Source organism: Arthrobacter sp. EPSL27, assembly GCF_001512305.1.
Classification (GTDB): Bacteria; Actinomycetota; Actinomycetes; order Actinomycetales; family Micrococcaceae; genus Arthrobacter.
Genome location: NZ_LNUT01000003.1, coordinates 287,354 through 308,542, shown reverse-complemented (window position 1 = coordinate 308,542; position 21,189 = coordinate 287,354). Strand labels below are relative to the sequence as shown.

The 21,189-nt window shown below is 68.6% G+C and carries 20 protein-coding genes; 7 read left to right on the top strand and 13 right to left on the bottom strand.

The window, feature by feature from the left end:
* Positions 1 to 23 precede the first annotated feature (23 nt).
* Positions 24 to 1,004 (bottom strand): non-homologous end joining protein Ku, encoded by a 981-nt coding sequence (gene ku / locus AR539_RS03485; protein ID WP_066432580.1) that lies wholly within the window; start codon positions 1,002 to 1,004, stop codon positions 24 to 26.
* A 40-nt stretch (positions 1,005 to 1,044) separates the two neighbouring features.
* On the opposite strand from ku, the gene AR539_RS03480 reads away from it, so the two are divergent.
* A complete protein-coding gene (locus AR539_RS03480) occupies positions 1,045 to 3,669 on the top strand; it encodes an ATP-dependent DNA ligase (protein WP_082699170.1) in 2,625 nt (874 codons plus the stop codon).
* 74 nt (positions 3,670 to 3,743) lie between these two features.
* On the opposite strand, the gene AR539_RS03475 is transcribed toward AR539_RS03480, so the two are convergent.
* The 3 genes from AR539_RS03475 to AR539_RS03465 all read right to left on the bottom strand — a co-directional run bounded on the left by AR539_RS03475 (position 3,744) and on the right by AR539_RS03465 (position 5,794).
* Positions 3,744 to 5,018 carry a multidrug effflux MFS transporter gene (locus AR539_RS03475; protein ID WP_066432578.1) on the bottom strand — a complete coding sequence of 425 codons (1,275 nt, stop codon included), beginning with the start codon at positions 5,016 to 5,018 and terminating at the stop codon, positions 3,744 to 3,746.
* A gap of 176 nt (positions 5,019 to 5,194) precedes the next feature.
* Positions 5,195 to 5,452: a hypothetical protein gene (locus tag AR539_RS03470; RefSeq protein ID WP_066432576.1), complete on the bottom strand. Its 258-nt coding sequence runs from the start codon at positions 5,450 to 5,452 to the stop codon at positions 5,195 to 5,197.
* Positions 5,453 to 5,548: 96 nt separating this feature from the next.
* Positions 5,549 to 5,794 carry a hypothetical protein gene (locus AR539_RS03465; protein ID WP_066432573.1) on the bottom strand — a complete coding sequence of 82 codons (246 nt, stop codon included), beginning with the start codon at positions 5,792 to 5,794 and terminating at the stop codon, positions 5,549 to 5,551.
* 363 nt (positions 5,795 to 6,157) lie between these two features.
* On the opposite strand from AR539_RS03465, the gene AR539_RS03460 reads away from it, so the two are divergent.
* Positions 6,158 to 7,756 (top strand): MFS transporter, encoded by a 1,599-nt coding sequence (locus tag AR539_RS03460; protein ID WP_066432571.1) that lies wholly within the window; start codon positions 6,158 to 6,160, stop codon positions 7,754 to 7,756.
* Between the two features lie 196 nt (positions 7,757 to 7,952).
* The gene (locus AR539_RS03455; RefSeq protein ID WP_066432570.1) at positions 7,953 to 8,996 is read left to right on the top strand and encodes an FUSC family protein; all 1,044 of its coding nucleotides are present in this window, start codon (positions 7,953 to 7,955) and stop codon (positions 8,994 to 8,996) included.
* Between the two features lie 34 nt (positions 8,997 to 9,030).
* Here the strand turns inward: AR539_RS03455 and AR539_RS03450 are convergent, their stop codons facing one another.
* The 8 genes from AR539_RS03450 to AR539_RS03415 form a co-directional block, all read right to left on the bottom strand.
* Positions 9,031 to 9,828, bottom strand: coding sequence for an SDR family NAD(P)-dependent oxidoreductase (locus AR539_RS03450; RefSeq protein WP_066432568.1), 798 nt, complete (start codon positions 9,826 to 9,828; stop codon positions 9,031 to 9,033).
* Between the two features lie 25 nt (positions 9,829 to 9,853).
* On the bottom strand, positions 9,854 to 10,648 hold the full coding sequence (locus tag AR539_RS03445; protein ID WP_066432566.1) for a hypothetical protein: 795 nt from the start codon (positions 10,646 to 10,648) through the stop codon (positions 9,854 to 9,856).
* Between the two features lie 122 nt (positions 10,649 to 10,770).
* Positions 10,771 to 11,115 (bottom strand): GNAT family N-acetyltransferase, encoded by a 345-nt coding sequence (locus AR539_RS03440; RefSeq protein ID WP_066432563.1) that lies wholly within the window; start codon positions 11,113 to 11,115, stop codon positions 10,771 to 10,773.
* A complete protein-coding gene (locus AR539_RS03435) occupies positions 11,112 to 12,446 on the bottom strand; it encodes an acyltransferase family protein (RefSeq protein WP_066432561.1) in 1,335 nt (444 codons plus the stop codon). Before AR539_RS03435 ends, AR539_RS03440 begins: the two co-directional genes overlap by 4 nt.
* Before the next feature lie 207 nt (positions 12,447 to 12,653).
* Positions 12,654 to 13,520, bottom strand: a complete 867-nt coding sequence (locus AR539_RS03430; protein ID WP_066432558.1) for a class II fructose-bisphosphate aldolase — start codon at positions 13,518 to 13,520, stop codon at positions 12,654 to 12,656.
* The gene (locus AR539_RS03425; RefSeq protein ID WP_066432553.1) at positions 13,520 to 14,947 is read right to left on the bottom strand and encodes a GntP family transporter; all 1,428 of its coding nucleotides are present in this window, start codon (positions 14,945 to 14,947) and stop codon (positions 13,520 to 13,522) included. The genes AR539_RS03430 and AR539_RS03425 overlap by 1 nt, the downstream gene beginning before the upstream one ends.
* A 122-nt stretch (positions 14,948 to 15,069) precedes the next feature.
* Positions 15,070 to 15,963: an NAD(P)-dependent oxidoreductase gene (locus AR539_RS03420; RefSeq protein WP_066432550.1), complete on the bottom strand. Its 894-nt coding sequence runs from the start codon at positions 15,961 to 15,963 to the stop codon at positions 15,070 to 15,072.
* Between the two features lie 24 nt (positions 15,964 to 15,987).
* Positions 15,988 to 17,505: a four-carbon acid sugar kinase family protein gene (locus AR539_RS03415; protein ID WP_231728472.1), complete on the bottom strand. Its 1,518-nt coding sequence runs from the start codon at positions 17,503 to 17,505 to the stop codon at positions 15,988 to 15,990.
* A 149-nt stretch (positions 17,506 to 17,654) separates the two neighbouring features.
* On the opposite strand from AR539_RS03415, the gene AR539_RS03410 reads away from it, so the two are divergent.
* A complete protein-coding gene (locus tag AR539_RS03410; RefSeq protein ID WP_066432548.1) occupies positions 17,655 to 18,365 on the top strand; it encodes a FadR/GntR family transcriptional regulator in 711 nt (236 codons plus the stop codon).
* Between the two features lie 87 nt (positions 18,366 to 18,452).
* Here AR539_RS03410 and AR539_RS03405 read toward each other — a convergent pair whose 3' ends face one another.
* A complete protein-coding gene (locus tag AR539_RS03405; protein WP_018774886.1) occupies positions 18,453 to 18,710 on the bottom strand; it encodes a metal-sensitive transcriptional regulator in 258 nt (85 codons plus the stop codon).
* Positions 18,711 to 19,029: 319 nt separating this feature from the next.
* Between AR539_RS03405 and AR539_RS03400 the strand changes: the two genes are divergently transcribed.
* The 3 genes from AR539_RS03400 to AR539_RS03390 all read left to right on the top strand — a co-directional run bounded on the left by AR539_RS03400 (position 19,030) and on the right by AR539_RS03390 (position 21,107).
* Positions 19,030 to 19,794: an SGNH/GDSL hydrolase family protein gene (locus tag AR539_RS03400; RefSeq protein ID WP_082699168.1), complete on the top strand. Its 765-nt coding sequence runs from the start codon at positions 19,030 to 19,032 to the stop codon at positions 19,792 to 19,794.
* 75 nt (positions 19,795 to 19,869) lie between these two features.
* Positions 19,870 to 20,079 (top strand): dodecin, encoded by a 210-nt coding sequence (locus AR539_RS03395; protein WP_066432547.1) that lies wholly within the window; start codon positions 19,870 to 19,872, stop codon positions 20,077 to 20,079.
* A 56-nt stretch (positions 20,080 to 20,135) separates the two neighbouring features.
* On the top strand, positions 20,136 to 21,107 hold the full coding sequence (locus AR539_RS03390) for an aldo/keto reductase (protein WP_066432544.1): 972 nt from the start codon (positions 20,136 to 20,138) through the stop codon (positions 21,105 to 21,107).
* Positions 21,108 to 21,189: the final 82 nt, after the last annotated feature.

Here is a 21,189-nt window from a genome sequence, read left to right as displayed (position 1 = left end):
CCGCCGGCCGGACCCGGAGCTGCTCAGGCCTGCTTCCGCGCGCTCCTCGCAGGGGCCTTGGTGCCAGTGGACTTCGCCGCCGTCTTACTGGGAGTCTTGGTAGCGGTCTTGGTGGCAGTCTTGCTGGCGGTTTTGGGAGCGGCCTTGGCTGCCGTCGACTTCGTCGCGGCCGTCTTTCCGGACGGTGCGGCTTCGTCCTCCCCCGACGCCGCCCCTCCCCCGCGCTTTTTCTCCAGGCTTCGCTTGAGGGCCTCCATCAGGTCGATCACCTCGCCGCTGCCTGCCTCGGCAGCCGGAGCACCGAAGGTCTCCTCCGTGTCCAGCGACTCCCCCTTCTCCAGCTTCGCCTCGATGAGCTGGCGCAGCTGGTGCTGGTAGTCGTCGGTGAACTGGTCCGGTTCGAAATCCGCCGCCATCGAGTCGACCAGCGCCGCGGACATCTCACGTTCCTGCGCGGAAATCCGGATGCTCGTCTCCAGCGCCGGGAAGCTGGCTTCCCGCACCTCGTCCGCCCACAGCAGCGCCTGCAGCACCAGCACGTCCCCGCGGATCCGCAGGGCGCCCAGCCGGGTCTTGTCCCGCAGGGCGAACTGGACGATCGCCACCCGGTCGGTGTCCTCCAGCGCCCGGCGCAGCAGGACGTAAGCCTTGGGAGACTTGGAGTCCGGCTCAAGGTAGTAGCTCTTCTCGAACATCATCGGATCGAGCTGTTCGGCCGGGACAAACTGCACCACATCGATCTCATGGCTGTTTTCCGCCGGAATGGATTTGAGCTCCTCGCGGCTGAGGACCACCGTGCGGCCGTCGTCCTCGTAGGCCTTGTCGATGTCCTCGTAGTCCACGATCTTGCTGCAGACCTCGCAGCGCCGCTGGTACCGGATCCGGCCGCCGTCGGCGTTGTGGACCTGGTGCAGGCTGATGTCGTGGTCCTCAGTCGCGCTGTAGACCTTGACGGGCACGTTGACCAGCCCGAATGCGATCGCGCCTTTCCAGATGGCTCTCATGGATCTAGTGAACCGCACAGTTGCGGGGAGGTGAAGCTTTTTGGCTGAAACCACACCGGGCAGCGGACGGGAGCGGGTCCGGGTCGGAGGCCGCGAACTGGTGGTCACCAACCTGGACAAGGTCCTGTACCCGGAAACGGGAACCACCAAAGCCGACGTGCTGGCCTACTACGCCGCGGTGGCGCCGGTCCTGATCCCGGCCGCCGCGAACCGCCCGGCCACCCGCAAACGCTGGGTGCACGGGGTAGGGACGGCCGAGGCCCCCGGCGAGATGTTTTTCCAGAAGAACCTGGACCATTCCACGCCCGGCTGGGTGCCGCGGGCATCCATCACGCACAAGGAACGGACCATCCAGTACCCCTTGGTCAACGATCCGGCCACACTCACCTGGCTGGCGCAGATCGCGTCCCTGGAGATCCATGTGCCGCAGTGGCGCGTGGATTCCCACGGGGAGCAGATGCCTCCGGACCGGCTGGTGCTGGACCTGGACCCCGGCGAGGGTGCCGGGCTGGCCGAATGCGTGGAGGTTGCGAAGCTAGCCCGCACCATCCTGCAGGACGTGGGGCTGGAGCCCGTGCCCGTGACCAGCGGCAGCAAGGGCATCCACCTTTACGCCGCTTTGGACGGCACGCAGAGCTCCGAGCAGATTTCCGAGTTCGCCCACGAACTGGCGCGCGCGTTGGAGGCCGACCATCCGGACCTGGCCGTCAGCGACATGAAGAAGTCCCTGCGGGCCGGCAAGGTGCTGGTGGACTGGAGCCAGAACAGTGCCGCGAAAACCACCATCGTCCCCTATTCCCTGCGCGGGCGGCTCCGGCCGACGGTCGCGGCGCCCCGGACCTGGCGGGAACTGAGCTCGCCGTCCCTGCACCAGCTGGACTACCGGGAGGTCATGCAGCGGGTGAAGGCGGGCAAGGATCCATTCGCTGCCATTTCCCGCAGGGGCGGGGCGGGGGCCGGGCCGGAGAGCCACCCGGGCGGCGCAGCGGCGGAAACAGCCGGCGACGGCGGCGCCACCGACCCGCGGCTCGAGACGTACCGCGCCAAGCGGGACGCGTCCGCCACCCCTGAGCCTTTCACGGCGGAGCGGCACGGCCTGGACGCCGGCGGCGGCACCGGCGGCACTCCACTCCGCGAGAGATTCGTCATCCAGGAACACCACGCCAGCCGCCTGCACTTCGACCTCCGGCTGGAGCGCGACGGTGTGCTGGTGTCGTGGGCGCTGCCCAAGGGAGTCCCCACCAGCAAGGCCAAAAACCACCTCGCGGTCCAGACCGAGGACCATCCGCTGGACTACCTGGACTTCGAAGGCACCATCCCCAAGGGCCAGTACGGCGCCGGGACCATGAGCATCTGGGACAGCGGCTACTACGAATGCGAGAAGTGGATCGCGGGCAAGGAGGTCATCGCCACCCTCACCGGCCGGGACGACGGCGGCCTGGCCGGCCCCCGCAGGTTCGCCCTGATCCATACCGGCCGCGCCGATGACCAGTGGCTCATCCACCTGATGGACCCGCAGGGCGCAGGGAAGGGCCGCCCGGCCGCGCCGCCGAAGGAAAAACCGGCAGCCGCCCCGGAGCCGGACGGGGCAGCCTCCGCGGAGGGCCAGCCTGCCGCCCCGGAGCCGGACGGGGCAGCCTCCGCCGAGGGCCAGCCTGCCGCCCCGGACCCGGCCGGCGTCACTCCGATGCTGGCCACTGCCGGCACGGTAGCGGACCTGCCGGACAAGGACTGGCAGTTTGAACTCAAATGGGACGGAGTGCGGGCCCTGGTCTTCGGGGACGCCGGGCGGGTCCGCCTGGTCAGCCGCAACGGCCTGGACATGTCGGCAACCTACCCGGAGCTGACGGACCGGTCCTGCTGGCCCGACCAGGACTTCATCGCCGACGGCGAGATCGTCGCCGTCGGGCCCTCCGGACGGCCGGACTTCGGGCTTCTGCAGGGCCGGATGAAGCTGACCAAGGCTGCCGACGTCGCCAAGGCGCAGGCATCGACGCCGGTGCGGCTCATGCTGTTCGATCTCCTGTCCGACCGCGGCAAGGACCTCCGCCGGCTTCCGCTCAGCACCCGCCGGGACCGGCTGGAGGCGTTCTTCACCCCGTCCGGCTGCCCGGTGGAACTCTCGGGCGTGATCGACGGCGACGTCCGGCACATCCTGGAAAGCGCCGAGGAGCTGGGGCTTGAGGGCGTGATGGCCAAACGCACGGACGGCCGCTACGTCGGGCAGCGCAGCCGGTCCTGGCTCAAGCTCAAGTTCGAGCGCACGCAGGAAGTGGTGGTGGGCGGCTGGCGTCCGGGTAAGGGCGGGCGCGGGCAATCCGTGGGTTCCCTCCTGCTGGGGATCCCGGACGGTTCCCGGCTGCGCTACGTGGGGCGGGTGGGCAGCGGTTTCAGCGCCCGGGAACTGGCGGAACTGCGCCAGCAGCTCGATGCCCTGCCGCGGAAAACGTCGCCCTTCGCGGAGGTCCCGGCTGCCGACGCCGCGGACGCGCACTGGGTGACGCCACGGCTGGTCGGGGAGGTGACCTTCGGGGAATGGACCGGAAGCGGAAAGCTCCGGCACCCCGTCTGGCGCGGATGGCGCCTGGACAAGGCACCGAAGGACGTGGTGCTGGAAAATGCGGAGCTGGAGAATGTGGGGCCAAAGGCCAGCCCCGGGCAGTGAAAAACCCGGGCGGCCGGTAGCCGCCGCCCGGGTACAGGCCCGGCTCCAAGGTTCCCTGAGCGTGATTCCTCTCGTCAGTCAACGGGAGCGCCGACTCGTTCCCGCGAGGGTTCTGCGGAGTCGGCGGAGGACGGCGCCCGACGTGTTGAACGCGGTAGGACAGCAAACCCCGTCACTGCCGCGAGGATGACCGACACGGCCATGACCAAGCCGAGCGGAAGGATGCTGAGCGCTCCGGCGAGGCCGACCAAAGGGGCGGCAACTCCCCCGAAGGCGAAGCGTGCGGCACCCAGGAACGATGACGCTGCTCCGGCGATGTTCGGGTAACCGGCCAGCGCCAGTGTGGTGGAGGGCGGGCTGGTGACCGCAGTGCCGCTTACCAGCACCAGCAAGGATGCCATCACGACGGCGAGGGGCACGTGCGTGAGGCCGGCAAGGAGCATACCTGCTGCTCCGACAGCGCACATGGCGAGTCCGATCGTAAGGGTCCCTTTGATGCTCCACTTTTCGCTGGACCGCCCGGCAAGGTAGCCGAAGACCATGAACCCGGCCGAGTTCAGGCCGAATGCCATGGCGTACTGCTGGGGGGATAGACCGTACACGCCTTGAAGAACGTAGGTGGCGCCGCTGAGGTAGGCGAACAAGGCCGCGTAAACGAATCCCTGAACCAAAACCGCCCCGACGAATGTGCGGTCCCCGAGTAATACCCGGATGTCGTGCCTCACCTGCTCAAAGCCGCCCGAACTGCGTGACACTTTGGGTAGCGTCTCGCGGAACCCGAAAACGACGCTGCCGAGAATGAGCGCACCAATGAGGGCCAGAACAAGGAACAGGCCGCGCCAGTGCAACACCGCCGAGAGCGCACCGCCGATCAGGGGCCCCACGATGGCGGCGAAGCCGCCTACGACGGTCAACCGGCCGTAGAAACGAATAAGCTGGCCGCCGTTGTAGACATCCCGGCCCGCTGCTTGGGCGATGACGATGCCGACTCCCCCGGCCAGCCCTTGGACCAGGCGGGCAAGAATCAGCAGCTCCACGCTTGGACTAGCCGCGCACAGGGCCGACACCACGACGTAGGCCGCCACCCCAAACAGAAGCGGTCTGCGCCTTCCGAACCGGTCGGACACTGGCCCGGCGATGAGCTGGCCCCCTGCCAGACCCAGCAGGCACGCGGTCACCGTCAGCTGGGCCATGGACGTCTCCGCCCCAAGCTCGGCTGTCAGGGCCGGAAGTGCCGGAAGGTACAGATCCATGGAAATGGGTCCGAAGACGGTCAGCATGAGCAGCAGGGCCGCGAGCCACGGGCCGGATCGGACCTTCTGATCAAGGAAGGACAAAGAATCGGTCATATCACCAGCAGAACCCACGAGGAAAAGCTGTGGAAGTCCCTGACAAGAGGTGCACTGGCAGGGCACCGTAGCGGGCCCTGCCAGCAGAGACAGGAGAGGGGCACCGGTTCGATCGAAACGGTGCCCCTCTCCCGCGTCAATCTGCCCGAGACTCGGGCGCGAACGGGCGCTGTGGTTCAGGCCGAGTGCGGGGTGTCCGGCGGGGTGATCCGGTGGACCGCGTTCACCGCGGCCCCCTGGGCCAGCCTGCCGTGCTTGACGTCGTGCTCCTTGGGGTGGCGGTGCTTGCCGTTGCCGTCCGGCCACTGCTGGCCTCCGGCCGTGGACGGCGGGGCGGGGCGTTTCGTTTCGGGACCGGGCGCCTCATCCATGGACTCCGCCAGGTGACTGGCGACCTCGGGATTAATGTCGTCTCCGGGCTGGTGTTCCGCCATTGCTCTTCCTTCCGCTGTCGAATTGCGCCGTCGAAATACGCTGTGAAATGAAGTGTCCAACCATCGTAGGTCGGCCCGCCGGTGATGTCTGTAGGGCTACCAGCGGACCTTCTTCTCCGTCGGGCCCTGCTTGCCGCTGGCGTGGGTGGGCTTGTGGCTGTGGCCGACGCTCTGTGAGGTGGTGCCGCCGCGGGACTTGCTGGCCAGCATTTCCTTCTGGGCGTCGGTGAGGCGCGACTTGATGCCTCTACCCTGCCCCGTCGGCGCCTGCCCTTTTGGTGCTTCCGGCTTCTCTGCCGGGTCTCCGCCGGGGCTGCTGTTTTCGGTCTCGTTGCCAGTCATGGATTCTGCTCCTTGTTTGGCCTTTGTGATCAGCGGTGCGCTGTGGATTCCACCTTAAGCGCTGCCCGGATCCGTGGGTATCCCTGTGCGCCGCAGGGGCCCGTTTCCGCCCCGAAAACGGGGCGCGGACAGCACTTTCGGGAAAATTTTTACGCGGGCCGCCGAGGCAGCCGGTGTTTCCCAGTATTGGCGCGGTAAAACGCCGCAAAAGAAACCCCCAAACCGGGCCCCGATCGAGGCCGAAATGCCGGATCATACGGCACAAAACTCGGAAACACCATGGAAGTCACGTAAAATTGAAGGCCTGCCCAGAGCGGGGCAGCTACAAGTCGCAAGCAAATGACCTCCATAGGAGCGGCCCAAATGCCCACAGACCGAAGCACGACCGACTCTTCAGCAGGCGTTATGAACGCCGGCGGAACCAACCAAGTTGCACCCCCGGGTGCCAAGAAGCCAAAACTGCGCATGCGCCGTCGACTCAAAGAGTCTGACGTCAACGTCGTTGACAAGCCGATGCTCAAAAAGGCACTCGGCGGCACCATCGTGGGTAACACCATGGAGTGGTACGACGTCGGCGTGTTCGGCTACCTGATCACCACCATGGGGCCGGTGTTCCTGCCCGAGGCGGACAAGAGCGTGCAGACCCTGTTCCTGCTCGGAACCTTCGCCGCCACCTTCATTGCCCGCCCCCTCGGCGGCGTCATCTTCGGCTGGCTCGGCGATAAGGTCGGCCGCCAGAAGGTCCTCGCCTGGACCCTGATGCTGATGGCTGCAAGCACCTTCGCCGTCGGCCTGCTGCCCGGGTACGCCCAGATCGGCATGTGGGCTGCCGCCCTGCTGGTCCTGCTGAAGCTCGTCCAGGGCTTCTCCACCGGCGGCGAGTACGCCGGCGCCACAACCTTCGTGAGCGAATACTCCCCGGACAAGCGCCGTGGCTTCTTCGCCAGCTTCCTCGACATGGGCAGCTACCTCGGCTTCGCCCTCGGTGCCGCCCTGGTCTCCGGCCTGCAGCTGACGCTCGGCCAGGCCACCATGGAGGACTGGGGCTGGCGGATCCCGTTCCTGGTCGCCGGCCCGCTGGGCCTGATCGCGGTCTACTTCCGCAGCAAGATCGAGGAATCCCCCCAGTTCCAGGCCACCCTGGACGCCCAGGAGAGCCAGGCCAAGGACGCTGCTGCTTCCGACGCCGCCGCGTCGAAGGGCCCCGTGGGCATCGTCAAGGCCTACTGGCGTTCCCTCATTGTCGCCATGATCCTGGTGGCTGCAGCCAACACCGCAGGCTACGCCCTGACCTCCTACATGCCGACGTACCTCACCGATTCCAAGGGCTACGACCCCGTGCATGGAACGCTGCTGACCATCCCCGTGCTGGTCATCATGAGCCTCTGCATCCCGCTCACCGGCAAGCTGTCCGACCGGATCGGCCGCCGTCCCGTGCTGTGGATCGGTGCACTCAGCACCGTGGTCCTGGCCATCCCGGCGTTTATGCTGATCGGCATCGGCGCGGTGTGGTCTACCCTTATGGGCCTCGGCCTGATCGCCTTCCCGGTGACGTTCTACGTGGCTAACCTGGCCTCGGCCCTGCCGGCGCAGTTCCCGACGGCGAGCCGTTACGGCGCCATGGGCATTTCGTACAACTTCTCCGTGGCCATCTTCGGCGGCACCACGCCGTTCATCGTCGCCGCCCTCATCGGCGCCACCGGCAACGACATGATGCCGGCGTACTACCTGATGGCCACCTCGGCGATCGGCGCCGTGGCAATCTACTTCCTCAAGGAATCGGCCCAGCGCCCCCTGCCCGGGTCCATGCCCAGCGTGGATTCCGAGGCCGAAGCCAAGGAAATCGTCGCGACCCAGGACGAGAACCCGCTGATTGACCTCGCCGAGATGGACATGCCCTTCACGACCGATGCTGATCCGGCGGCACCGCGGGACACCGAAAAGGTGCCTGCCAAAGCCTGAGTTTGCCCGCTGTGGCAGCCCGGCATGGTTCATCCTGAGCCGGCCGGCTCACCCAGGTAGCTAGAAGCCCCGCCCTTCAAGGCCTGCTGTGCGTGATTACCCATTGGGGGATTCACGCACAGCAGGCCTTAGGCGTGCCCGGCCGGGCAGGGCTACCCATTGTCCGCGAATCCGTCCCGCCCGAAGGGAGGCACCCATGCAGTCGCTGAAGGCGCATCTCCGCACCCTCCACAGCCTGGCCCCGGCCAACAAGGACAACGTCTCCGCTGCGCGGGTGGCGTTCAGCGTGGCTGTCCCGTCGCTGGTTCTCCTTGCTGTGGGGCGCCCGGACCTGATGATCTACGCGGTATTCGGCGCCCTGACCGGCATGTACGGCCGGACGGAGCCGCACCAGCTGCGGCTCAAGCACCAGGGCCAGGCCGCCGTCCTGCTGGTCGGCGGGTTGTCCGTTGGCGTGTTCCTCTCGGTCAACCAGCTGCATTCCTGGGCGCTGGTGGCCACCGAAACAGTTGCTGCAGCGGCGGCGTCCCTGTTCGCCGACAAGGCCGGGCTGAAACCGGCCGGACCGTTTTTCGGCATTCTTGCCCTGGGCGCCTGCGCATCCGTCCCCACCACTGTGCACTGGCATACGGCAGTCCTGATCGGTGCGCTGTCGGCTGCCTTCTCGATGGCCGTGGGTTTTGGCGGCTGGCTTCGGGGCCGGGCCTGGGATCCTGATGCCGCCCGGGACATCCCCGCGCTGCGCGGGGCGTTGGGCCGGGCGGCCGGGATCCATGCCGCCCGGTATCTCACCGCCGTCGGCGCGGCCGGCGCCGTCGGTGTCCTGAGCGGAAGCGGCCACCCGCATTGGGCCATGGCCGCCGCCGCTGTCCCGCTGGCGGGCGCCGACATGCCCAGCAGCGTCCACCGCGGGCTGCACCGGATCGTCGGCACCCTGATGGGCCTGGTGGTGGTGGCCGGTGTGCTGTTCCCGTGGGACTACTCGCCGCTCCGTGCCTTCCCCGGCCATGAGACGGCCGTGATGGCCTTCCTGGTGATTGTCCTGCAGTTCACCACCGAGCTTTTTATGACCAGGCACTACGGCCTGGCCATGGTGTCCTTCACACCGGTGATCCTGTTGATGACACAGCTGGCCTCGCCCGCCGACCCTGTGGTGCTGGTGACCGAGCGGGCCGCGGAGACCATCCTCGGGGCGTCGCTGGGCATCCTTGTGGTCGTCCTGATCCGCCGACGGCGGTAGAGCCTCCGCCCGTTTATCCCTACTTGGTTGATCCCTACTTGGTTGATCCCTCCTTGGCGCGCCGGGGCGGCCCGGCGACCAGCCGGTCCGGGAGGATCCGCGTGGCGGCAGTCAGTATCTTGTAGCGCCTGGTCGGAATGGAAACGGCCCGGCCGTGCGCGTTATCGGCCAGGGCTTCCCGCACCACGCGCTCGGCCTGCAGCCACATCCACCGCGGGGCCACCGTTTTGTCCATGCCCATCCGGTCGTGGAACTCGGTGTGCGTGAAACCCGGACAGACCGCGGTCACGTTGACGCCGCGCTTGGAGTACGCCAGGTTGGCCCACCGGGAAAAGCTCACCAGCCACGCCTTCGCCGCCGAATAGCTGCCGCGGGGAAGGAACGCGGCCACGCTCGCCACGTTGATGATCCGTCCGGACTGCCGGCCGAGCATGCCCTGCAGGGCGGCGTGCGTCAGCTGCATGGCGCTCTCGACGTGCAGCTTCAGGTGCCGGGTTTCCTCGGCGATGTCGTTGTCCTCGAACGGGCGCAGCAGGCCCATTCCGGCGTTGTTGACCAGGATGTCCACCGGACGTGCCGGGTCGGTGAGCCGGGCGACGACGTCGGCCACCCCGGCGTCGTCCGTCAGGTCGGCGGCGAGCACCTCGGCACGGATCCCGTACCGGTTTTCCAGCTCTGCTGCCTTCTCCTGCAGCCGGGCGGCGTCGCGGGCCACCAGCACCAGGTTGTGGCCCTGTTCGGCGAGCTGGCGGGCGAACTCCGCCCCGATCCCGGCGGTGGGTCCGGTGACCAGGGCGGTGGTGTGGGCCGGCGGTGCGGCGGGGGCAGTCATGGCGCCAGCCTAGCCTGTCCGGGCCTCAGGCCAGCCCGGCGGCCAGTTCGTCTTCCGCCGGCCCTGCGGGGACGGCGGCTTCGTCGGCGTCGTCCAGGTGGCGGTTCTGCAGCTCCTCCGTGGCCAGCTCGTACCAGGTGTGCGCGCCGAACGACGGGTTGTTGGTGTCAAGGTGCCGGTACAGGGCGTCGGCCAGCTGGCCCAGTGCCACGTCGGACAGCGCCCGGACGGCGGCGGCAGGGTCCAGGGTTCCCTCGAAATACTCCGTGAGCTCCATCCCGTTGAAGGTGTTGAGCTCGGCTGAAATCGGGCTGTTGGCCGCGTCCAGCCCCGGGTCCAGCAGTCCTCCTGCGGGCGGTGCCACCAGACCGGCCGCGGACAGGTCCGCGGGGCCGTCAGCCGGGGATTCCAGCCCGGTGTCCAGCAGCGGCAGCGCCGCAAGCTCGCCGTCGAGGCCGGCGAGGACTTCACCGTCGGGGCCTGCATGCAGCAGGCAGATCGGCAGGTCGGCGGGTTCCTCGACGGTGAGGCTGAAGGGCTGTTTTCCGGCGGGGGCCCCATCTGCTGTCCCGGAGGCCGGTTCGAGCGCGGCCGAGCCGGCCTCGGCGAGGGACCTCAGTTCCAGGAGGACCTCCGGGTCCAGGTGGGACGCTTGGAGCAGGTCGATGACGACGTCATTGCCGGCACCGAGGCGGCCCGCCCGCCGTGTGATGTGCAGAAGTGCGGGGAAATCTGAGGGGGTGAGGCAACCTGTGACTTCGAGGGTCACGCGTCCGGGGTCAACATCCACACGGACAAGCACACGCAGTTTGTGGTTCACGGGGTTCTCCAAAGGGACACGTCCAAGAGCCGACTGCATAACTCTGCACTGAACTCTACGACGGTCGTGCCCGGCCCACAAGCCGTATGCCGGCACGCGGCGGGGCGCGGGCCGGTACGGAGTCAGGCTCCCGCCGGGGGGCGCTCCGGCCAGTCGATGTACTGGTTGTAGGCATCGTGCCGGCGCAGGTACCGGTACATGAAGGGGCAGTTGGGGATGATCCGCTTGCCGGACGCCACCACGTCGTCCAGCGCGAAGTGGGCCAGCACCTTGGCGAGTCCCTGGCCCTGGAATGGTTCGGCCGTGTCCGTGTGGATGAAATCCACGTGCCCGGGCTCATCGAGGAAACGGATCTCCACAGCCAGCTTTCCGCCGACATGCAGCTCATAGCGGTGCAGCTCATCGTTCCGGGTTGTGGAGACGTTCGGACTGAACGTGTCTTCCATGGCTGCAGAGTTCTCCGTCATGGTTCGACATTGGCACTTAACGGCGGGTGTGGCAATGGCGGGTTCGATCCCCCCGGGCCCGGGTCGGACAGGAGCCTCGCCGGAATCCGGCCCAGCAGCAGCACGGCGAGCGCGAAGCACGCGGCTCCCCCGCCGAGCAGCCCCAGCGTCAGCCCGCCCAGCGCGGCGTCGATGACAGGGATAAAGACGACGACGGCGGCCGTCACCACCGCGGCCGCCGGGCGGGAGCCGGCGGTGACGGGCGCCGTCGGACGCTCTTCGAGCCGGCCGAAGAGCGCCAGAACGGGAAGGAGCAGTCCGATCACGGCGAGCAGCACCAGCGGCCGCCCCCACCACCAGCCGGGGGTTCCTCCGTCCGGCTGGGGAAAGTCCGTCAGCAGCAGCAGCCCGGACATCGCCGCCAGCAGCGGCAGGTGCCACAGGTAGACGGTCATCGACCGCCGTCCGGCCAGCCCGATGAAGCGCCGCAGCCAGCCCAGGGCGGCGATCCTGGCGAGCGCGGGCCGGAAGAGCTGCAGGGCCGCGGCCTGCGAGATTCCGAGCAGCACCAGGGTCAGGTTGGGCGGGTTGAGGTTGACCAGCATGTTCCCGGAGTACAGGCCCAGCCACACCAGGAACCCCAGGACCAGGTTGCTGGCCAGGATGATGGCCGCCAGGGCCGGGCGCCCGGGCAGCGGGCCGCCGTCGGCGAGGAAGAACCCGATCTGCTGCACCGCGCACCAGACAAAGACCATGTTGAGGTACGCCAGCGCCGGCAGCATCCCCCGCAGGCAGTCCACGGCCACCACCAGCGATGTGAGCCCGGCCAGGGTCAGCAGGGGCGCCCGGGCATGCAGGCGGGCCAGGAGCGGAAGGTTCAGCTGCGCGGCCAGGTAAGCGGCCAGGAACCACAGCGGCATGCCGGCCCCGGTGACCAGCAGCTGGACCACCTCCGGGTCCACCCCGGACAGCTGCGCCGCCCAGAGGCAGGTGAACATGACGGCCAGCAGGACGGCGGCCGGGCGGATCAGCCTCAGCATCCGCGCCTGCATGAAATCGAAGGTGGAGCCGCCCCGGGCGCTGAGCCGGCGCCAGGACTGCAGCCCGGTCATGCCGCCGGCGACGAAGAAGAGGGGCATGACCTGCAGGACCCAGACCACCGGCTCGAACCAGCGCTGGTTGCCGAGGGTGTTGTCGGAGGTGACGGTGCCGTCGGGGTGCAGCACGGGGCTGACCATCATGGTGTGCGCCACCACCACGATGGCAAGGCAGAAGAACCTGGCGAGGTCGATCACCAGGTCACGGTCGGGGGCTGATGCCCTTCCGCCGCCGTCCCGCTGCCGTGGAACCACTGAACCCCCGAGGATGCCGGGCCCGAAAGGAACCCGCCGGCCCGCCTGTGTGGGCTGCCGGGTCCCTGCGCTTCTGTGGCTCCATTGTCGGCCTTCGCCCGGTCCACGGCCAGTGCCGGAAAGCCCAAAAAGGGGAGGCCGGAATCAGTGTCCTGATCCCGGCCTCCCCTTTTTGGAGCCCTGACTTTCCGGAAACCCGGCGTGGTGTCAGCGCGAGAGGGTGGCCAGCGCCGTGGCCGCGAAGGTCCCGGCCGAGGTGTCCCATTCGGCCAGCAGTCCCTGCAGGTTCTCGCCGTCGCTGCGGTGCGCGCCCGTGCGCGCCTCGAGGGTTTCGAGGACGCCGGTGCGCAGCTCGGTGTTGAAGTTCACCTTGCCCACGTTCATGGCGGCGGCCTTGACCAGCTCGGCCGCGGGGATTCCCGAGGCGCCGTGCAGCACCAGGGGGATGTGGGTCCGCACGGCGATGTCCTGCAGCACGTCCCACCGCAGCTCCGGTTCGCCCTTGTACCGGCCGTGGACGTTGCCTACGGCCACGGCCAGCAGCTGGGCTCCGGTACGGGCCACGAAGTCCTCCACCTGCGCGGAGTCGGTGAGCCCGGCGGCGGGGGCGCTGCCTGCGGAGTCCGTTCCGAAGGCGCGGTCCTCGTTCCCGGCCAGGCCGCCGAGTTCGGCTTCGATGACGGTCTCCGCCGAGCCGCCGTCGTCGAGCATGCCGCGGGCCGCCCGGACCAGGGCGATGTTGTCCTCGTACGGCAGCGACGATCCGTCCACCAGGACGGAATCCGCCCCGGCGGCGACGGCACCGGCGATCACGGAGAGGTCTGCTGCGTGGTCCAGCTGCACGGCGACCGGGACGGCCGCCGCATCCGCGAGGCCGCGCAGGGCCGCGATCAGCCGGAGGCCGTTGGCGGTGGCCGCGGTGCTGGGCGAAACCAGCAGGATAACGCCGCGGCCGGCGTCCTCCGCCGCCGCCACCACGGCGAGCGCCGTGGTGAAGTCGTAGCAGGTGAAGGCCGGAACGGCCGAGCCCTGCTGGAGGGCGGAGGCGACCAGGTGATCCAGGCGGGCACGCATCAGACGCTCAGGCCTCCCACCATGATCCAGACGAGGAACGTCAGGGCGAAGCCGGCCACACCGAGGATGGTGGTGAGGACGGTCCAGGTCCTGAGGCCGTCAGCCACGGACAGTCCCAGGTACCTGGTGACGATCCAGAAGCCGGAGTCGTTGATGTGGCTCAGGCCGAAGGCGCCGAAGCCGATCGACACCAGGATCAGGGCGGTCTGCACCGGGGAGTAGCCGCCGTCGGCGACGGATGCGGCGAGCAGGCCGGCGGTGGTGATGATCGCGACCGTGGCCGATCCCTGGGAGGCGCGGAGCACGGCGGCCAGGATGAAGGCCATGAGGATCAGCGGGAGGCCGATGCTCTGCAGGCCCTCGGCGAGAGCCTTGCCGATCCCGGAAACGGTCAGGACCTTTCCGAAGACACCGCCGGCGCCGGTCACGAGGATCACGATGGCGGTCGGGGCGAGGGCGGAGTCCATGACCTCGCCGGTGTGCTGGGAGGACCAGCCGCGGCGGATGCCCAGGAAGTAGTACGCCAGGCCGAGTGCGGTCAGGAGGGCGATCAGGGGTGCGCCGATGAAGGCGGCGATGTCGGCGGCGGGGGTGCCCTTGGGCAGCATCACGGCGCCCACGGTTCCCACCATGATCATCAGGATGGGGAGCACGATCAGGGTGATGATCATCGCGGGGCTGGGAGCGGTCTTGGCGGTGGTCTTGACGGCGACGCCGCCGCCGGTGCCGGTGCCGGTGCCGGATTCCTGCTCGACGTCGGACTTGCCGGTGCCGAAGAGGCGGAACTGTTCGGCGGTGCCCGCCAGCATGGGGTAATCGCGGCGGTTGAGGCGCTTCGCGACGAAGTAGCCGAGGACGCCGACGGGGATGCAGATCAGGAGGCCGATGATGGTGGTCCAGCCGATGTCGGCCTTCAGGATGCCGGCACCGCCGACGACGCCGGGGTGCGGCGGGACGACGACGTGGATGGCGAGCATGATGGCACCGACGGGCAGGCCGATCTTGACCGGGTTGACGCCGGCGGCCTTGGAGAAGCCGTAGATGATGGGGATCAGGATGATGAACCCGACGTCGAAGAAGACCGGGATGGCCAGCAGGAACGCCGCCGCCGTGAGGGCTGCGATGACCCGGCGCGGGCCGAGCAGCTGGGTGAACTTCCCGGCGAGGGCCTGGGCGCCGCCGGAAACTTCGATCATTTTGCCGAGCATGGCGCCGAGGCCGACCAGGATCGCGACCGAGCCGAGCGTACCGCCCATGCCTTCCGTGACGGTCTTGACGATGTCCGGGAGCGGGATCCCGGCGACCAGGGCCACCAGGACGCTGACAACCAGCAGCGCCAGGAAGGCCGGGATCTTGAACTTGATGACGGCCAGCAGCAGCAGTGCAACGCCTGCTGCCGCTATGGCCAGGAGAGCGAGAGCGCTCATCGGGTGTCTCCTTTGACGAGCCGGTCGGCGGGGACCGGCGGTGTGGGTTCAGCGGCGACGGCGGAGGGGGGAGCCGCCGTCGCCGGGTTTTGGGGAACTATAGGTGAAGCCCGGGGCAGCGACTAGGCCGTGCGCTTGGTGGGGGCGACCACCTTGATGACGGCGGAATCGTCCGCTGCGCCGAGGCCTTGGGCCTGGCCAAGGAGGTACAGCTGTTCGGCGGCTGCGGCCACCGGGGCGGCGAGTCCCGCGGCGCGGGTGGCCTTGCCCACGATGCCCATGTCCTTGACGAAAATGTCCAGCCGGCTGAGGACCTCCGCGCCGTCTTCGGTGTAGGCCTCGAGGATCCGGGGCCCGCGGTTGGACAGCATAAAGGACCCGGCGGCGCCGGCTTCCAGGGCCGCGAGGGTCTTGGCCTGGTCCAGGCCGAGGGCGTCGGCGAGGGCCATGGCCTCGGCCGCCGCGGCGATGTGGATGCCGCAGAGCAGCTGGTTGACGGTCTTGAGCGCCTGCCCGTCGCCGGGCTTGTCGCCGACCACCGTGAGGGTGGAGGCGAGCAGTTCCAGCACCGGGCGGGCCGTTTCCAGCGCCTGCGGCTCGGCGCCGACAACGATCAGCAGGTCGCCTTCGCCGGCGCGCTTCGGTCCGCCGGAGAGCGGGGCGTCGACGAGGGCCACGCCGAACTCCGCGAGGCGGGCGACCGTGGCCGGGATGGCGTCCGTGCCCACGGTGCTGCCGAGGATCACGACGGCGCCCGGCTTCAGTACGGAGGCGACGCCGTTTTCGCCGAACAGGACATCGTCCAGCTGCTCGCCGTTGCGCACGGCCAGCAGGAGGGCGTCCGCGCCCTCAGCGGCGTCGCGGGCCGAGGAAAAGGTGCGGATTCCGGCGTCTTCGGCCAGTTTCAGCCGGGGTTCGGCGATGTCGAAGCCGTGGACGGTCAGCTCGGTGGCGAGGCGGGCGGCCATGGGCAGTCCCATGGCGCCGAGGCCGAGGACGGTGACTTTGTAGGTCATGGTTTTCTCCGTTGAAATGAGGGGTTAAAAGGTGTTGCTGAGTTTGCGGGTGACCTGGGCCAGGGACTGGTCGTCGCCCACGTTGCCGGCGAACACGATGTACGGGATGCCCTTCGCGGGCCCGTCCACCGGTTCCCACAGGCTGACGATGCCCGGCAGCATGGGGCCGCGGACGATCGCGTGGCGAATTTCCAGGCCGTGGGCGGCCACGTCCGAGGAGGTGATGCCTCCCTTGGCGATGACGAACCGCGGCGGGAAAGTCTTCAGGGTCCGGTTCACCACGGCGACGACGGCGGCGGACACCGTGCGTGCGATCCGCAGGCTTTCGGCGGCGTCGTCCGTTTTGATGAGCAGCCGGCTGGTGTGGAGGATGACGTCGGCGCTGTGCAGGGCCTCCACGACGTCCCGGACGATCCCGGCCAGGTACTCCTCGGGGTTGCCGTCCAGCAGCTTCTCGACGTCGATCTCCACGATGCGCGCGGAGCTGTGCTGGTCGACGAGGGCCTTGAGCTGGCGGGTGGTGACCCCGACGTGCGAGCCGACCACGATCAGTCCGCCGGCGTCGGAGGGGGTGTTCCCCGCGTAGGCTTCCGCGCCGCTGAGTTCGGTGCGGATTTCCTGGCCGATGCGGCCGCGGACGAACGGCGGGCCAACCCGGTAGAGGAGCTTCTTGCCGCGGCGTTCGGCTTCCTCGAGGCCCAGCGCGAGGGCACGGAAATCGTTCTCGGTCACGATGTCGGCCACGATCGGGGTGGAGTCGGTGGCGGGGCCGATGGCGTCCGCGATGGCCTTCGCCGAGATCTGGGGGTCGCCGTCCGGGCCGGCGGCGCGGATGGTGGCCAGGTCCAGCACAATCACGGTGTCCGCCGGGAAGCGTCCGCCGGACTTCTCCTCGACGTATTTCGCCAGTTCGGAGTTGGCGAAGCCGAAGCTCGCGTCCCGGGCGAATTCGGTCTCGGCAACGGGGGTGAGCCGGCCGGCGGCGTCGCCGGTGCCGCGCATGTAGTGCACGCCGCCGATCGTGACGCGTCCGGCGTCGGGGAAGGCCGGGACGATCACGACGCCGTCCGTCGCCTCGCCGCTGACGGCCGTGACGGTCGCGGCGATGGTGTCCGGCTCCAGCGGGTAGTGGCCGCGGAGGGTGGAGTCGCTGCGGCTGACGAAACCGAGGCGCAGCTTAGGACCGGAAGTTTCGAGGGCGGCCGCGGCGAGGGCGTTGCGGACCACTTCCTCGTTGCGTGCGGCGGCTTCGGCCGGGTCCAGGCTACGGGAGTTGGTCAGGACGTAGACGGCGTCCGGCCGGCGGCCGTTGATGCGGTGGGAGAAGGCCCAGGTGAAGTCGGCGACATCCCAGCGGGTCAGGACGGGCAGGTCCGCGACGGACTGCGTTCCGGTCGGGTCGTCGTCGAGCACCACGAGGATCCGGGGGGACGACTCGGACGAGGCCTCGACGGCGGCAGCCACCGTACGGGCGGGAATCTGGACCTCTGCGGGGAAGGCGGCCAGCACATCTGCTTCAAACAGGTCTGATTCAAAAGACACTTGCACTCCATTGTGGGGAACACTGCTGCGTGGGTGGTGATTTGTAAGATGTCTGACATCTAACATTTGAATGCTAGTGTGGCATACGGCACAAGGACGCGCAAGTAGACTGGGTCATCAGAAATCCCGGGAACACCGATTGGGGAAAATTGGCTAGGAAATCGTTGGTCGGCGTTGTGGCTGACGAGCTGCTGAACCGCATCATCGCCGGCGAATTTCCGCCCGGCGCAGCCGTCCCCGGCGAACTGGAACTCAGCGCCCGCCACGAGGTAAGCCGCATGACGGTCCGCGAGGCGATGAAGACCCTTGAGGCGCAGCAGATCCTGAGCGTGGAACGCGGCCGGGGCACCTTCGTGAACCCGCTGAGCCGGTGGGCGTCCCTGGAAGCAGTGCTCCGGGCCGCCTCAGAGGGAAAGAACGATGCCGCCGCCGCCGTGCAGCTGATCGAGCTGCGCCGGATGCTGGAGTCGGGCGCATGCGAACTGGCGGCGCTCCGGATCAGCGACGCCGATCTGGAGACCCTTTACGGCCAGCTGGAATCGATGCGCGCGGCGCACAACAAGCACGACGTGGCCGCGTTCGTGGCGGCGGACCTGGCGTTCCACGACCTCATCCTGCGCGCCTCGGAGAACGTTTTTGTGGCGGTCCTGTTCGCGCCGCTGCACCGGGTGCTGGAAAAGCGGCGGACCCAGACCTCAGAGGTGCGCGAGATCCAGGCGCACGCGATCGAACACCACCAGAAAATCGTGGATGCGCTGGCAACCCGGGATCCGCACCAGGCGCGGGACGCCATGGACGCCCACATGCAGCAGACCCTGGATGACCTGAAGACCTACGTCCTGGCGGACCGTCCGGCCTGACGGGCCGGCCCCGCCGCAGCTGCGGTCCGGGGAGCTTGCCTCGGGGGCGCGTTCGGGGCGGAGCCCTTTTTCGGCGAGGGTGAGGGCTCAGGCGAGGGAGAGGAAGAGCTTCTCGAGCTCGGCCCGGTCCAGGCTGGGGTCCTCCTGCTGCATGCACTGCTGCAGGCCGGTGGCGATGATCGAGAACCCGGCCTTGTCGAGGGCGCTGGAAACGGCAGCCAGCTGGGTGACCACGCTCTTGCAGTCGCGGCCCTCTTCGATCATCCGGGTGACGGCGGCCAGCTGCCCTTGGGCGCGGCGAAGTCGATTGATGACGGGCTTCATGTCAGTGGGATCGAGTTCCATGGGTTCCTCCGGTAGCGACAGGGCTTCATTCCATGATATACCCCCCTAAGTATCGGTTTCTCCTGGGCCGGCTATGATCTTGCTCGCGTCCGTGCCTCTTCGGGGCCCGCTCCCCGCAAGGGACCTAAGTACCTAGTGAATCCGGCATTTCCGGCGTATTGCTGGGAGTGTGAACGCCGCCGGTTTCCTGGATTCCGGCGCCGGCGGGGCCGGCGCCAGGGTTCCCGGCCTGCGGCTGGGGGCGGACCCGGGTTTGCGCCGGGGTGCAGGCCCGGCTGGCGGGCTCCGGACCGCCGGGGCGTGGGGCCGCTACGTCGCGATGGGGGATTCGTTTACGGCGGGCCTGGGGGACCCGGAACCGCTGAGCCCGGGCGGCATGCGGGGCTGGGCCGACCGGATCGCCGAGGAGCTCAGCGGCGTGCGGCCGGACTTCCGTTATGCCAACCTCGCCGTCAGCGGCCTCGTCATGCGTGAGATCCTGGACCGGCAACTCGCGCCCGCCATCGCGCTGCAGCCGGACCTGGTGACGCTCTCGGCCGGGGGGAACGACATCGTCTTCCACCGCAGCGACCCCGACCGGCTGGCGGCCACCCTCGACACCGCCGTGGGCCAGCTCAGCGCCACCGGCGCAACCATCGTTTTGTTCACCGGTCCCGACTGGCGCCACACGCCCTTGCTGGGCCACAACCGGGGCAGGGTGGCGGTCTATAACGAGAACATCCGGACCATCGCCGCCCGCCATCACGGCGTCATTGCCGACCTCTGGACGCTGCGGCAGCTCTCGGACCCCCAGATGTGGGATCCCGACCGTCTGCACTTCTCGCCGCTGGGGCACCACACCATCGCCGCCATGGTGCTGGAATCCCTCGGTGCCCCGCACACGCTGGTGCCGCTGGAACCCAAGCCCCTGCCCGCCGGAACCTGGCGGGACAGCAAAGCGGGCGACCTCGCGTGGTTCACCAACTACCTGCTTCCCTGGATGGTGAGCCGGGTCCGGAAACGCGCTGACGTGCCGCCGCAATCGCCCAAGCGTCCCGAACCGGGGCCGGTGCACGGGTCCGCCGGAGCAGCCTCGCTCCCCTAGTCCCGCGGCGGTCTGTCCGCTAGTGTGACGGAACGGCCCACTGCCGGGTATCGATGGCGATCATGAGGAGCGAAGTTGTCTAACCACACCTACAGCATTTCTGAAATTGTCGGCACCTCGAACGAGGGCGTGGACGCGGCCGTCCGCAACGGCATCGCCGAGGCGGCCAAAACACTGCGGCACCTCGACTGGTTCGAGGTCAAGGAAATCCGCGGGCACCTCGAAAACGGCGAGATCGCCGACTGGCAAGTGACCATCAAGCTCGGGTTCCGCCTTGAGCGGTAAGACCCGGCGGTAACCTCCGACGCCGGCCGCACGTTCCGCCGTCGAAGGACCGCCGCGTGCAGTACACGAATCTGGGCCGCTCGGGCCTAAAAGTCTCCCGTCTCTGCCTCGGCACGATGAACTTCGGCACGCACACCGGGGAGGAGGCGGCCGGCGCCATTCTGGACGCGGCGCTGGAGTCGGGCATCAATTTCGTTGACACGGCCAACGTCTATGGCGGCAGCGGCCACCGGGGCCGGACCGAGGAAATCCTCGGCCGGTGGTTCGCCGGCGGCGGCCAGCGCCGGGAGCGCACGGTGCTGGCGACGAAGCTCTACGGCACCATGACGGACCGGCCCAACGACTCGAGGCTGTCGGCGCTGAATATCAGGCGGGCCCTGGACGCGAGCCTGCAACGGCTCCGGACGGACTACATCGACCTCTACCAGTTCCACCACGTCGACCGGACCACGCCGTGGGAGGAAATCTGGCAGGCGATCGACGTCGCGCTCCAGCAGGGCAAGATCCTGTACGCGGGCAGCAGCAACTTCGCCGCCTGGCACATCGCACAGGCGCAGGAGGCGGCCGCCCGCCGGCACACGTTCGGACTGGTCAGCGAGCAGTCCATCTACAACCTGCTGACCCGCAACGTGGAGCTGGAGGTCATTCCGGCTGTGCAGCACTACGGGCTGGGGCTGATCCCCTGGTCACCCCTGCAGGGAGGCCTGCTGGGAGGCGTGCTGGGCCACGGCCGCACCGGGGAGCGCCGCACCGAGGCACGACCCGTCGAAGCCCTGAAGAAGCACCACAACCAGATCCGCCAGTACGAGGATTTCGCCCGCGAGCTGGGCCAGGAACCCGGGGACATTGCCTTGGCCTGGCTGCTGAACCAGCCCGCGGTGACCGCGCCGGTAGTGGGCCCCCGCACCAAGGACCAGCTGGACGCCGCCCTCCGCGCCATGGACTACGCCCTTGACGCCGGCGCGCTCCAACGGCTCGACGAGATCTTCCCGGGGTACCGGACGGCACCGGAGGAATACGCGTGGTGACCCCCGCATTTAGCGAGCCCGGCGGGCGGCCGGGCGCGGAGGGAGGCGAACTATAGCCAGCCACAAATAGGCGCAGTGAACC